Genomic DNA, 12,810 nt, shown 5'->3' on the forward strand with positions numbered 1-12,810 from the left:
TAACCTGTAAAGTGAAGTAAAAATTCCAAGAATATCAGGAACAGCCATGTACGTACTAATAGGTGGAGCAGGCTTAGTGGGCTTAAGTTTAGCCCAAAAACTAGTAGAGCTAGGACATACTGTTGCTGTAATTGATATTGACCCTATCGCTTGCCGTTATGCCCGTGAACAAGTAGGAGCAATGGCTTTTGAAGGCAGTGCTGTGAGTACAGAAGTATTGTTAGAAGCTGGGATTCGCAAAGCTGGTTCCTTGGCAGCTGTCTTAAGAAGTGATGCTTTAAACTTGGCAATGGTAACTCTTGCTAAACACTATGGTGTCACCCATATTTTGAGTCGGATGCGCCACCCCGATTTTGCCGAACCATTGCGGATAGCTGGAGCCAACCATATCGTCAGTACTGTTGAACTATCAGTTTCAACAATGGTGAATGCCATTGAGTATCCCCAAGTGGAATCAATGATGCATTTTGAGCAAGGACAGATTGAGGTTCTGAAACTTGCCATCCCAAACAATTGCTATGTTGCTGGTCGTAGTGTTGCCGAAATCGCTCAGGATGTCCGATTTCCCAGTGGTTCGCTAATTATTGGTTATCAATCCCATCCTCACGAAGATTTGATGATTCCTAACGGCAGTACAATACTGGAACCTCATTCAACAGTGTTGATTGTGACTAAACCAGGATCTTTACATCAAGTCATTGATTTTATTGAGCAAAGATGTTGAGCGCAATCCCTACCTAAAGTATTTATTAGGTGGGATTAACTACATACTGATAAAAAATGGGTGTAAATAGTTTTGATGAAACCGTATCTATATATTTTAGCGATCGCTGTTATTTTTCTTGCATCTTGTCAATCAACAAATATTCCACCCAAGTCACAACCCGATGCAATTCAAGCAACCCCAGTTCAAAAAGTAGTGACGCTAGATAAAAATTTTAAGATAGCAAGCGGTCAAACTGTTTATGTCCCTGTCTATTCCCATATCTATCATCACAATAAGCAGGAGATTTTCGAGTTAGCCGTTACGCTCAGTGTTCGGAATACAGATTTGACTAATCCGATCGTTATTACTGCTGTACGCTACTATAACTCAGAGGGGAAATTAGTTAAAGAGTATTTGGAGCAACCTATTCAACTTGATGCCCTAGCTTCTACAGATTTTTTTATAAATAGAAATGACACCAGTGGAGGTTTAGGCGCAAACTTTATTGTTGAGTGGGTAGCTCAAACCGAAATATCCGAACCTATAGTGGAGGCAGTCATGATTGGTACTGACTTTCAACAAGGAATTTCTTTTATCAGTCCTGGTAGGGTGATTAAAAATCAAAATAATGATAAGCGATCGCCTTCGTAATTCGTAATTCTTCTCTGCGAGAGGCTGCACCTGAAGCGTAGCTATGCCGCAGGCTTTACGGCTACGCTCAATACAAGTTCGTAATTCGTAATTAAGTTTTTCCTCGTTCCTGTGCTCTCTATGAGAATGTATTAATTGAGTCTCTGACTTAATGTTTAACAGGAGGCAGCAGATTTTAATCAATCAGCAAAAGCTCAAAGGTTCACTCACAAAGCTCAGACTATTCTCCATCCTTAATTCCCAATTCCCCATATTTAATCATCATCTAACTTCAGTAATTGTTCATCAAGATTTTGTATCCGTCCACGCACAATTTCTTCTGAGAGAATTCGCTTCCGCATCGCCTCATTAAGCGCTCCTTTTTCTGCCAGCAATAAACGGCGGCGAATGGCATCAAGTTTACCACTGCTGTTACTTTTGCCGTCCACATCATCAGAACGACGATTATAAAGTTCCCGCAGTATCTTTTCTGCACCAGCAATTCGCACTTGATAAGCTGAACGCATCTCTTCATAAACAGCTTTTGGTAATACCCCTGATTTCAACAGGCTATCTAATTCATCTTGTGCTGCCTTACCCGTCATCAACTGTGCTTGCAATTCTTCAACCTGTTGTTGAGCTTCTGAAAATTTAGATAATTTTAAGCGTTTTACCACCCAAGGCAAACTTAAACCCTGTCCAACTAATGACACCAGCACACTACCAAAAACTAAAGCGATGAGAACATCTCGCCCTGGTAGTGTTGTAGGTAAACTCAAAGCCAGAGCCATCGAGAGCGAACCTTTGATGTTACCTAAAAACAGTAAATGTTGCCAGCGCAACGGAATTGGACGGTCAATCAAACGAATCCCTGCTAGCAACGGATAAACTGTCAAAACTCGCCCAATTTGATAAGCTAAAACTACAAATAGAATCGCAGGTAAAGTTCTCCAGAGCGTTATCAGGTCTATTTCTACACCAATTAGCAGAAAAATAAAGGTGTTGACAGTAAAACTGGCATATTCCCAGAAACTCAACAAGGTGATGCGACTAGAAGCAGAAGTATTCTGAGAAAGCCCTAAATTCCCGAAAATTAATCCCGCAACAACTACAGCCACAGCACCTGATACACCGAGAAATTGCCCAACCTGAAAAGTTCCTAATGCAACCGCAACTGTCAGTAAAAGACTGCTAAGAGCATCATCTAAACGGGCGAATATAGGTATACTCAAGTAGCCCAAGACTAGCCCCACAACGCAGCCCCCTAGAGAGATAACTAGCAGTTGTTGGATTCCCTCTATAAATGTGAGTGAACCTGTTGAATATACTTGCACAATTAGGTTGAACATAACCAGGGCAGCAGCATCATTAAATAGGGTTTCTCCTTCAACGATGGTGGAAAGCCGGGAGGGTACTGGTATTTCCTTAAAGACGGCAATCATTGAAACTGTATCAGTGTTTGCCAGCATTACTCCGACAAATAAAGCAGGTATCCAACTTAGTCCCAGCCCAAATTTCAACAGTACTGCAATAATCGCGCTAGAAAGCACAGCCCCTGGTCCAGCAAGTAGAGCAATTGGTTTAAAGGTGCTGCGTAGGCGGCTGACATCTGTATTAATACCAGCTTCAAAGAGGAGAATTGGTAGGAAAAGCTCCAAAACAAGGATTGGATTTAAACCAATCGGACGAGATAATAGCTCAGTGATGGGCAAACCTGCTAATACTAAACCCGTAACATAAGGGATTCCCAACCGCCGGGATAGCAAAGCTACTCCTGTAGCAAGGAGCAAGAGAATAATTGAAACTTTGACTAATTCGGTAACATCCACTGTGATTTTTGGAAGTTGTTTTAACTTTACTATTATCTATATTTTTCAAAACTCATTTAGGATTGCGATAGGAATCATATTTTCTCTCAAGAAATGGTATGTAACGCGATGTGCGACTTATTTTTAAAACCCCACTTTCATTCCTCTATTGTAATTATCATAATGTTTACACAGTAGGCTTCACAGCAGGAAGAAGGGGCCATTTCTCCCTGCCCCCATCTAAGAGCCTCTTTGTTGATAATGACTAATCCCCTTGCGGATGTTCATCCCACAAGGTTGTTATTTCCCGTAAACTCTGATGATTGCCATTACCCAAAATCAGATGATCTAGTACCGGAATGCCCAAAAGCTGCGCTCCTGCTAACAACTGGTGCGTTAATTCTATATCTTCCTGGCTGGGTTCAAGGTTCCCAGAAGGATGGTTGTGGGCAACTATTGCCCGCGTTGCGCCTTGACGAATAACTTCCCGAAAAATATCACGGGGAGAAGCTAAGGTTTCGGTTGCTGTGCCAATGGTAATTACTTGTGTACCCAATAAACGATTCTTGACATCTAATAACACCACTGCAAAACGTTCTTGTGTCTGCCACATCAAATCTTGACTGAGGGTAGCAGCAGCCGCAAGTGGGCTATCAATCAATGTGCCATCATTGGGCCGACATTGAAAGGCGCGTTTGCCTAATTCAATTGCTGCTAAGATACTTGTCGCTTTCGCCGGGCCAACACCAGAAATTTGCATTAACTCTGCGGGGCTAACTTCTCGGAGAGTTGCCAAAGGATCGCGTTGATGTTTGCCTAGTTCGCTCAAGATATATTGTCCCAAACCCACAGCAGATAGTTTTCCTGGGCCTTGACCAGTGCCTAGAAGAATTGCGATTAACTCTGCTGTGGCTAAAATTTTGGCTCCATGCGTCATTAATCGCTCACGCGGACGCTCATTTGTAGGTAGGTCGGCAATTCTGAGGCAATAGGTCATAAACTAAGAAAATTGTCACCACACATCCAACTATTCTTATTTATCCCTTGTTTGCTTCCCAAATCATCTTTATTTGAGAAAATCTTTAACCTTGGTAAGCTTGTGTGGGTAATTTCATTCTAAAATTCAAGAAGTTGGAAACGATTTGCAAAAGCGCTTTGGTGTTCCCGAACCCACAGAACCATTTGTACTGATTCGTCGATTCACACCTGCCGAATACAACTAGATTACGACATGTAAATTGCTTAAAAGCTTATGTTCAAAGCCTTTCTGGTACTTTACAGAAACTTACATAGTTAGATTTAATTGTGCCTACCTACTTAGCGCTCTTTTATGACTCTGAATCAAAGGGAAAAACGTAGGTTGGGTTGAACAGAGTTAAACCCAACAAAACCAAGGATTTTTCGTGTTGAGTTTCGTTCCTCAACCCAACCCACCCATAAATTTATCAAAGCTTTAGAAATCAAGAATTCTAATTTTTATTTGACAAGAGTAATAGAAGAGCGAACCCTCTGTCAGTAAAGTTAAACTAAGCTGCAATTGGTGCTAGCTTTAATAAAAGAATTTTATATGAGAGCCGCACACCATGTCATCCGCAGCGATCGCTACTGTATTGAAGATGATGGAGTCTTTATCTGTTGAAGCCCAGGATCGAGTTGCAGAGCATCTTCGAGAATACATTAATGACTTACAAGATGAAATTCAATGGAACGAATCTTTTGAGAGAACGCAACAAAAACTTGTAGCTGCTGCACAGCGTGCTAAACAAGAAATCGCTGAGGGACAAGCTAAGGCGTTAGATTACGATCAATTATGAAATCCGCAGTGCTGCCCTCATTTTGGTTTGAATATGGTAAGTTAAGCGATGATATCAGACAGAGTGCCAGGAAAAGTTACCGATTGTGGATACAAAATCCATTTCACCCGTCTTTGCATTTCAAGTGCATCAATAGCCAAGAGGGTATTTGGTCTGTAAGAGTGACAAGAGGTTATCGAGTGCTTGGAGTGCTAGAAGGCGATATAGTTACATGGTTTTGGATTGGTAGCCATGATGATTATGAACGGTTCTTTTCGTAAGTCGTCTTTGAATTGGTGAAATTATACTACTCTCTATCCCACTTACTGATAAATTTGCGTTGCTTTGAGCATGTGGTAGGTGATAATTAGCTGGGTGAGAGCAAGAGGGTAACTTTGCAATGTCTCCCCAGTTGTGCCAGCAATTTTACCCAGTTCGGGATTACTTTCGCGATCGCAAATACTACGTAAATGGGGCATATCAGAACAAATAATATGCTCTAGCTTATTCACCTGTTCTAAGGTGGCATGACCATCAACTTCTAACACATCTACCGGCTTACACATATCCCTGTCAAGTCCCAGGCGGATGGCTGAGTCAGAATTACCATAGCTAGAATTGGTAATTACGGTGAAATCTGGATGCGGAATTGTCGGACGCAGTACCAATCTGACATTTAAATGTCCATTGCTTTCATCATCTTCATCAGTGGGTGGATAAAAACTAATGACTATATCAGACCATTGGCGCTGCGGACGGATAAACTGGGCTGAGTCTGGTTCGCGTTTGTCTAGTTCTGCTAGTACCTGTTCCGGTGTGTACCCCCGCTTTTGCGTATCTCGCTTGACTTTCCACTTAGCACGTAACTCTTCAGGAGGCGCAAGGTAGACTTTAACATCATAAGAATCACGGGCGGCACGAGTAGAATAACCAAGCAATCCTTCGATAATCACGAATTTACTGGGCTTGATATAATGCGGTGCCTCGAATGTGCCTGTTTTGTGGCTATAAACTGGCTTGAGAATTGGTTGTCCTGTGCGTAGCAGCGAGAGATGTTGCTGCATAATATCTAAGTGGTTGCAGTCTGGGTGGAGAGCAGTGATGCCAATTTCTGCACGTTGTTGGCGATCATAACGGTGGTAATCATCTGTACAGATGATTGTGACATTTTCTGGGCCGAGTGCTTGAGCGATTCCCCGCGTTAGTGTTGTTTTCCCAGCAGCGCTGTCGCCGACAATACCAAGAATTATTGGACGGCTCATCATACCTCCCAGAATATAAGTAATGTTTTTTAATAGAATTTCCCTACAATAGTTTTTATTCTAGAAGGGTTTAGTCCAGTAACTCAAGCAAAGGCTTGGTATGCAATATCTCTACATATAAAGTATCTGTGCGCTGGTTTATTGCATAATAGTTGCAATCTACATAGCTTGTTTCACCCTAGCAATAGAAATAGATCACAAGAGGCAGGGGAGCAAGGGAGCAGGGAGCAAGGGGGAAGACTGGGACGGAGCTTGTACTCCGCCCCAGCAAGAGCGCCCTGGAAGGGCGGGGCTTCTCTTCGAGACGCTCCGCGAACCTACCCATGCTCCGCTCCACGCACGCAGGGGGAAAGGGCTTGCTCCCCCCGCTCCCTGCTCCTTTTCCCCCTGCCTCTTCCAGTCAGACCTAAGATCGTCTTTCACTGAGTGGTATCAAGATTAAACTAGAGCATACACTTTCGCTTCCCAAGGGAAGATACCTTCTCTGCCTACCCATTCTGATGGAACTATCCGCTCTTGAGTAATTTCCTTCCACTGTTTGCCAACTGGGGTTGCAGGCCAATTCGGGACTCTGTACTCAGAAGCAGGAGGAGTACCGTAGTCAGAGAAATTCGCCACTACAACTACTAATTGATCGGCTTTATTACCACGTTGCCAGACTAGAACTCGTTTACCATCATTAAAGTCAACATGAATAAATTTAGTATCATTCACAGCTAAAGCATGAGAAGTTTTACGCAAGCGAACTAACCTCGCAACATATTGGAAAATTCGTTGCCGCCATTCATCTTTCACACGACTGTAGTTAACCGGGTCAATTTGCTTATGATCGTCTGTTGGAGGCAAATCTTGTTGATCGGCAAATTCATCTCCAGCCAGGATCATGGGAATTCCTACAGAGGTCAGCAGGGAAACAAATGCTAACTTAATACGCGGTTCAGTATCAGCAATTCCATTACTAAGCAAGTAGCTAAAGAAACGCTCGTTACCATAACCGCCAACATCATGGGAAGTTATATAGTTTACCGCCTGAGAGCCATCTGTAAAGCCTAAGTTTCGGCAATCAATTAGTTTGCGGATACTCCATTCAAAGCTGGGTTCATCCCAGGCATTCTTACCTAAAATCACTTGTCGGATGATTTGCTTAAACTTTTCATTCCAAAGTCCATCTAGACGATTTTGTTGGATAAGAGATAGCGGTACACTCAACTCTTCGCCAACTACAAGGAAGCGATTGCCACTTCCGCCTCTTTTGTCCCAAAGGGTGCGGGCAAAATCCTTAAATTCTTGCAAAAAGTCATAGTTGGCAATATTGTTCACGCTATCCAACCGCAGACCATCAACTCGATAGTATTCTAACCAGTGGGCAATATGGGCTTTTAAGTATTCACGGGCTGGTACAAGCCAAGACTTTTGCCCAGTAGTGGGGTTATAGCCCTCTACCCAATAGTTGTACTTAAATAAATCTCCACCAAAGCCATCTCTTGACCCTTGTTCTGGATCGCCACTAGCCCATTTGATGTAAAATTCCAAAAAATTAACGTTATGGTAAGGGTTATTCCGCGAGAATGCCATCACCACATCCACAAAAAAGCGCAACCCTTGCTGATGGCAGACTTTAATTAGATTAGCTAAATCAGTTGAAGCAGTCGGTGCTGATTGGCTATCTGGGCGGCCTAAGTCAAAATCTGCTGCAAAATAATTTGCTGTACCATAACCCCAATTGAGATTATCATCACTGTCTTCTGGTGGCAGAAGTTCTAAGGCGTTGATTCCCAGTTCCCCAAGATGAGCGCGGTTCTTCAAGGCGGTAATCATGGGAAAAGTCGGAGCGATCGCTTCTGGTATCAACAGTGCAAGTACATCACGAAATGTCCCGACTCCTTCTTCAACCAATCCATTTGAGTTAATCTTTGTCCATCGGGTTGGTAATTCATAAATTACCAGTTGATTATTGGTTGGCAGCGTCTCTAAAGGAGCATCGCCTTCCCAATTTACAGTTTGCCCTTCGGGATCGCAAGGAATCAGCATCCCATTTTGATAAAGCACGACGCTTGCCGGATCTGAGCTAGTAACGCCTCCCGATTCTGACGGCGTTGGTGCAGGAAAGCGCCGATCTACAGTCGTCGCTGTTGGATCTGTACAGTAGAGAATTTGGTTAGCATTGGCAGCTGCGTAAGGGTCTGAGTTGCGGACTTTAAACCAGTAAAAGTATACCTGTCCTTCAATCAGACCAGATTCTTTAGCCGAAACTTCCCACAATTCTGGAAATTCTGCTGATTGACGAAGCGGAATTTCTCTAAATTGAGCTAATCTGTCTGGGCTTTCGGGAGTAGTGTTGCCAATGTAAAGAGTGGGAGCTAGTTCTGAAGCACCGACACGCCACAAGACAAAATGAGTTTTTTTACGGCTTAATAGATCAATAGGCATTAGAAAAACCTCTAGGTCATCAAAGTTCAGCTATGAAGTTCTTACACAACAGCCGAGCTTTATTCCAGATGATAAGTCGGTCGGCGCAATTAAAGTAGTCTGTGGGGTTTAGGTAAAAGAAAAACGCACGTTATGACCACTCAAACACTAGGACTCGAACAAAACCTTTATGACTATTTACTATCAGTCTCTCTCCGAGAACCAGAAATTTTAACCCAATTGAGGCAAGAAACAGCCCAGCATCCAGTAGGTAGAATGCAGATTGCTCCTGAACAGGGGCAATTTTTGGCGTTACTGGTGCAGTTGCTAGGAGCCAAAAAAACTCTGGAAGTTGGGGTATTTACAGGTTATAGTTCCCTGGTGGTGGCCTTGGCGTTACCGAGCGATGGGAAGGTGGTAGCCTGTGATGTGAGTGAAGAATTTACAACGATCGCTCGGCGTTATTGGCAGCAAGCTGGAGTGGCGGATAAAATTCAACTGCACATTGCCCCAGCTTTGGAGACTTTAGATGGTTTACTGGCAACAGGAGAGGCGGAAAGCTTTGATTTTGCTTTCATCGATGCAGATAAGAGCAACTATGATAGTTATTATGAGCGATCGCTGCAATTAGTACGAAGAGGGGGACTGATTGCGATCGATAATGTCCTCTGGTCAGGCAGGGTTGCCGACCCCCAAGTGCAGGATAATAGAACTAAAAGAATTCGTGCCTTTAATCAAAAGCTGCATCAAGACCAGCGAGTTAGTCTGAGTTTAGTAGCGATCGCAGATGGTTTGACTCTGGCACTGAAAAAGTGATGTCTTTCTAACTTTTCAAAACCCAATCCGGTTAGGTTAATACTTGACTTTCCCTAATCTTGTTTAAAAATAAACAAGCTTTTTGAAGTAAGCAATATTAAATTATAGTCTAAAAAACTGTATTATTAGAAATTTATTTTTCTTTTTTTAAGTATTTATTCAGTTGTATATTACTAATAGGTCAAAATAAATAAATATATCTAGTCATTGTTTAAACTTTAATGTCCGTAGAAGATATTCTGCAAGCAGTAGAAACAATTCTGCAAGACAAGCCTCTTGCTTCCATTCAGTGTTTTGTGCTGTCTCAGTCGTGGTTGGGCAAAACTTATGGTGAAATGGCAGAGGAATCAGGCTACCGCAACAATTACATCAAGGAAGTCGGCTCTGAGTTGTGGCAAGACCTTTCCATCGCACTTGGAAAAAAAATAACCAAAAAAAATCTGCATTTAGCCTTGAAGAAATACCTGCAAGAAAAAATAGGCGATCGGGATAATCAGAGCCAACAAGAATTCAATGAAAAATCTAATTTAGAAATGGTGTCTCCAGACTCGTTTTCAGCAAGCAAGATTGAATTTCCTAGCGGCCCCGTACCACTGGGTTCTCCTCTTTACATCAACCGCCCTCCTCTGGAAGAACTTGTTTGTAACGAGATTTTATACCCTGGTTGCTTAATCCGAATCAAAGCACCTAGAAAGACAGGAAAAAGTTCGCTGCTCAACCGGATGATTGCTTATGCTAGAGAGCAAGGTTATCAAATCGTCTATTTGGACTTTCAAGAAGCCGATCAAGACGTTTTTGCTTCTCTTGATAAATTTTTGCGTTGGTTTTGTGTCAATGTCAGCAGACAGTTAAATCTCCTTCCCTGTTTAGATGATTTTTGGGATACGGAAATGGGCAGCAAGGTAAGCTGTAAAATTTATTTTGAAGCATATCTACTGCAATACATTGATAATAGTCCTCTAGTTTTGGCTTTGAATGAAGTTCATCGAGTTTTTGAACATCCCAATATTGCCCAAGATTTTTTGCCAATGCTGCGATTTTGGCACGAACAAGCAAAGCAGGATCAAATCTGGCAAAAACTACGAATGGTGGTAGTTCACACCACAGAAATCTATATTCCACTAAAGCTTAACCAATCGCCTTTCAATGTTGGGATTACAATTACGCTGCCACCATTTACTCTCAATCAGGTACAGAATTTAGCATTGCGTTACGGGCTAAATTGTGCAGCAGACTCCGAAGGGGCAAAACGCCTTGTACCCCTACAAGCAATGGTAGGAGGACATCCTTACTTGGTGAGCCTTGCACTTTATCATCTATGTCAGGAGGAAATGACATTAGAGACATTACTGGAAACTGCATCTACACCAGTGGGAATTTATAGTCAGCATTTACGGGAACTATTGAGCTTACTGCAAAAAGACCCAAAATTAATGTCAGCGATGCAACAGGTAATTGCAACAGATGAAAAAGTAGAGTTAGATGCGATCGCTGCTTACAAGCTAGAAAGTATGGGTTTGGTTAAACTCAACGGTAATCAAGCTCATGTTATGTGTGAGTTATATCGCCTTTACTTTAGTCAACAGCTTAGAAAGCACTCAGGATAGTAATGATTCTGGTAGACTGTTAAAAGATAAATAATCAAAATAAGTAATTCTCGTTCTTAATATGAATTAAATCTATTGTTCCGATCCAAACTTATTTATTAAGAACGATAACTAATTTAAAATTTTCAATCAAATGAACAATTATCGATACCAAGTTGGTGGCACTTTAACCAGTGACGCTCCTAGCTATGTTGAGCGCAAAGCGGATGTGCAACTTTACGAAGCCTTAAAGCAGGGTGAATTTTGCTACATCCTAAGTAGTAGGCAAATGGGCAAATCTTCACTTATGGTAAAAACCAAGCATCGCTTGCAACAAGAAGGCTTTAAATGTGTCACCATTGATATGACTAATATTGGTTGCGAAAATATAACTCCAGAACAGTGGTATAAGGGAGTTGTAGGCGATTTGTGGCTGGGTTTTAAGCTGTTAGGAAAAGTCAATTTAAAAACCTGGTGGCAAGAAAAAAATGATATTTCTTTGGCTCAGAAACTTAGTCGGTTTATTTCAGAAATTCTGTTAGTTCAGTTTCCTAACGAAAGGCTATTCATTTTTATTGATGAAATTGATAGTATTCTCGGTCTAGATTTCTCTGTGGATGATTTTTTTAGCTTGATTCGGTTTTGTTATAACCAACGAGCAATTGATCCAGAGTATGAGCGGATTACATTTGCAATTTTCGGTGTTGCCACACCTTCAGACTTAATTTTATATCAAAATCACATTACCCCGTTTAATTTTGGTAAAGCTATCCGAGTAAATGGCTTTACATTTGAAGAAGCTCAACCACTATCTTTAGGACTAGATCTTAAAGACAATCATCCCCAAAAAGTTTTGAAAGAAGTATTGGCTTGGACAAAAGGGCAACCATTTCTGACTCAAAAGCTGTGTCGATTACTTGTTAGTCTATCTCAAGATGATGTGGGTAGAAAGTTAAAAATTCCCCCTGGTACAGAAGAATTTTGGATAGAAAATGTGGTGCAATCGCACATCATCGATCAATGGGAATCACAAGATGAACCGGAGCATTTGCGGACAATTCGCGATCGCATCCTCAGAAACGAACAAATTGCCGCCAGATTGCTAGGAATTTATCAGCAAATCCTCCAAGGAGTGGAAGTACCAGCCGATGATAGTCGAGAACAAGTAGAACTATTGCTGTCTGGCTTGGTGGTTAAAAAGCAAGGTTTTCTCCAAATCAAAAACCGAATTTATGAAGAAGTTTTCAATTTAGAATGGGTTGGAAAAAAATTAGCTTACTTGCGCCCCTACTATGAAACCTTCAATGCGTGGATAGCCTCAAAGGAAAATGATGAATCTCGCCTATTGCGCGGACAAGCCTTGATTGATGCCCAAACCTGGGCACATGGCAAAAGCTTGAGCAATTTAGATTATCGATTTTTAGCTGCTAGTGAAGAATTAGATCGGCGAGAAATGCAGCAATCATTAGAAGCAGAACGTGCCAAAGAAGTTGAAGCACGACTTGCAGAACAACAAAAAAGATTAGCTCAACAAAAGAAAACTTCCACAATAGTCACACTCTTGCTCGCGGGTATGACAATCAAGTTGGTGATTTCTATAGTGTGGGGAGTGTCGCTTTTACGAAAGATTGATGCTTTAGAATCACAGTTAAAATGTAACCAGATCGGGCATCATGGAAAAGAAATAACAGCAAATTCTCGGTTAGATGGATGCTGAATAAATTTTGGATTTTAGATTTTGCAGTAAGCTGTCGTGCATTTAGTTTGTACAGCTAATGGCAAGATTACCACCCCACAAAA

The 12,810-nt window shown here is 41.8% G+C and carries 11 protein-coding genes; 7 read left to right on the forward strand and 4 right to left on the reverse strand.

The genetic code is table 11. From position 1 onward, the window contains the following. Positions 1-46: 46 nt before the first annotated feature. Positions 47-724 carry a TrkA family potassium uptake protein gene (locus FBB35_RS07510; protein ID WP_174709142.1) on the forward strand — a complete coding sequence of 226 codons (678 nt, stop codon included), beginning with the start codon at positions 47-49 and terminating at the stop codon, positions 722-724. 75 nt (positions 725-799) lie between these two features. After that, positions 800-1,357, forward strand: coding sequence for a DUF3124 domain-containing protein (locus tag FBB35_RS07515; protein ID WP_174709143.1), 558 nt, complete (start codon positions 800-802; stop codon positions 1,355-1,357). 254 nt (positions 1,358-1,611) lie between these two features. Here the strand turns inward: FBB35_RS07515 and FBB35_RS07520 are convergent, their stop codons facing one another. Continuing rightward, positions 1,612-3,165, reverse strand: coding sequence for a sodium:proton antiporter (locus FBB35_RS07520; protein ID WP_174709144.1), 1,554 nt, complete (start codon positions 3,163-3,165; stop codon positions 1,612-1,614). Positions 3,166-3,409: 244 nt separating this feature from the next. Next, positions 3,410-4,141, reverse strand: a complete 732-nt coding sequence (radC, locus tag FBB35_RS07525) for a DNA repair protein RadC (RefSeq protein WP_174709145.1) — start codon at positions 4,139-4,141, stop codon at positions 3,410-3,412. Between the two features lie 586 nt (positions 4,142-4,727). On the opposite strand from radC, the gene FBB35_RS07530 reads away from it, so the two are divergent. Both FBB35_RS07530 and FBB35_RS07535 read left to right on the forward strand, forming a co-directional pair. Continuing rightward, complete coding sequence (locus FBB35_RS07530; RefSeq protein ID WP_174709146.1) at positions 4,728-4,958, forward strand: hypothetical protein; 231 nt, start codon at positions 4,728-4,730, stop codon at positions 4,956-4,958. Then, positions 4,955-5,218: a hypothetical protein gene (locus tag FBB35_RS07535; RefSeq protein WP_174709147.1), complete on the forward strand. Its 264-nt coding sequence runs from the start codon at positions 4,955-4,957 to the stop codon at positions 5,216-5,218. The genes FBB35_RS07530 and FBB35_RS07535 overlap by 4 nt, the downstream gene beginning before the upstream one ends. 42 nt (positions 5,219-5,260) lie before the next feature. On the opposite strand, the gene FBB35_RS07540 is transcribed toward FBB35_RS07535, so the two are convergent. Beyond that, the gene (locus FBB35_RS07540) at positions 5,261-6,199 is read right to left on the reverse strand and encodes a phosphoribulokinase (protein WP_174713553.1); all 939 of its coding nucleotides are present in this window, start codon (positions 6,197-6,199) and stop codon (positions 5,261-5,263) included. A gap of 438 nt (positions 6,200-6,637) precedes the next feature. Beyond that, positions 6,638-8,629, reverse strand: a complete 1,992-nt coding sequence (locus FBB35_RS07545; protein WP_174709148.1) for an alpha-amylase family glycosyl hydrolase — start codon at positions 8,627-8,629, stop codon at positions 6,638-6,640. A gap of 132 nt (positions 8,630-8,761) precedes the next feature. Between FBB35_RS07545 and FBB35_RS07550 the strand changes: the two genes are divergently transcribed. The 3 genes from FBB35_RS07550 (at position 8,762) to FBB35_RS07560 (ending at position 12,727) form a co-directional block, all read left to right on the forward strand. Beyond that, positions 8,762-9,424: a class I SAM-dependent methyltransferase gene (locus FBB35_RS07550; protein ID WP_174709149.1), complete on the forward strand. Its 663-nt coding sequence runs from the start codon at positions 8,762-8,764 to the stop codon at positions 9,422-9,424. Positions 9,425-9,645: 221 nt separating this feature from the next. Further along, on the forward strand, positions 9,646-11,031 hold the full coding sequence (locus FBB35_RS07555; protein ID WP_174709150.1) for an AAA-like domain-containing protein: 1,386 nt from the start codon (positions 9,646-9,648) through the stop codon (positions 11,029-11,031). Between the two features lie 133 nt (positions 11,032-11,164). Next, complete coding sequence (locus tag FBB35_RS07560) at positions 11,165-12,727, forward strand: AAA-like domain-containing protein (RefSeq protein ID WP_174709151.1); 1,563 nt, start codon at positions 11,165-11,167, stop codon at positions 12,725-12,727. Positions 12,728-12,810: the final 83 nt, after the last annotated feature.

This window comes from Nostoc sp. TCL240-02 (assembly GCF_013343235.1).
Taxonomy (GTDB): Bacteria; Cyanobacteriota; Cyanobacteriia; order Cyanobacteriales; family Nostocaceae; genus Nostoc.

What these genes read in the sequence shown, in the direction of transcription:
- FBB35_RS07510 (WP_174709142.1), top strand. Translation starts at nt 47, where the DNA reads ATGTACGTACTAATAGGTGGAGCAGGCTTAGTGGGCTTAAGTTTAGCC.
- radC (WP_174709145.1), bottom strand. Translation starts at nt 4,141, where the DNA reads ATGACCTATTGCCTCAGAATTGCCGACCTACCTACAAATGAGCGTCCG.
- FBB35_RS07560 (WP_174709151.1), top strand. Translation starts at nt 11,165, where the DNA reads ATGAACAATTATCGATACCAAGTTGGTGGCACTTTAACCAGTGACGCT.
- FBB35_RS07550 (WP_174709149.1), top strand. Translation starts at nt 8,762, where the DNA reads ATGACCACTCAAACACTAGGACTCGAACAAAACCTTTATGACTATTTA.
- FBB35_RS07545 (WP_174709148.1), bottom strand. Translation starts at nt 8,629, where the DNA reads ATGCCTATTGATCTATTAAGCCGTAAAAAAACTCATTTTGTCTTGTGG.
- FBB35_RS07535 (WP_174709147.1), top strand. Translation starts at nt 4,955, where the DNA reads ATGAAATCCGCAGTGCTGCCCTCATTTTGGTTTGAATATGGTAAGTTA.
- FBB35_RS07540 (WP_174713553.1), bottom strand. Translation starts at nt 6,199, where the DNA reads ATGAGCCGTCCAATAATTCTTGGTATTGTCGGCGACAGCGCTGCTGGG.
- FBB35_RS07530 (WP_174709146.1), top strand. Translation starts at nt 4,728, where the DNA reads ATGTCATCCGCAGCGATCGCTACTGTATTGAAGATGATGGAGTCTTTA.
- FBB35_RS07555 (WP_174709150.1), top strand. Translation starts at nt 9,646, where the DNA reads ATGTCCGTAGAAGATATTCTGCAAGCAGTAGAAACAATTCTGCAAGAC.
- FBB35_RS07515 (WP_174709143.1), top strand. Translation starts at nt 800, where the DNA reads ATGAAACCGTATCTATATATTTTAGCGATCGCTGTTATTTTTCTTGCA.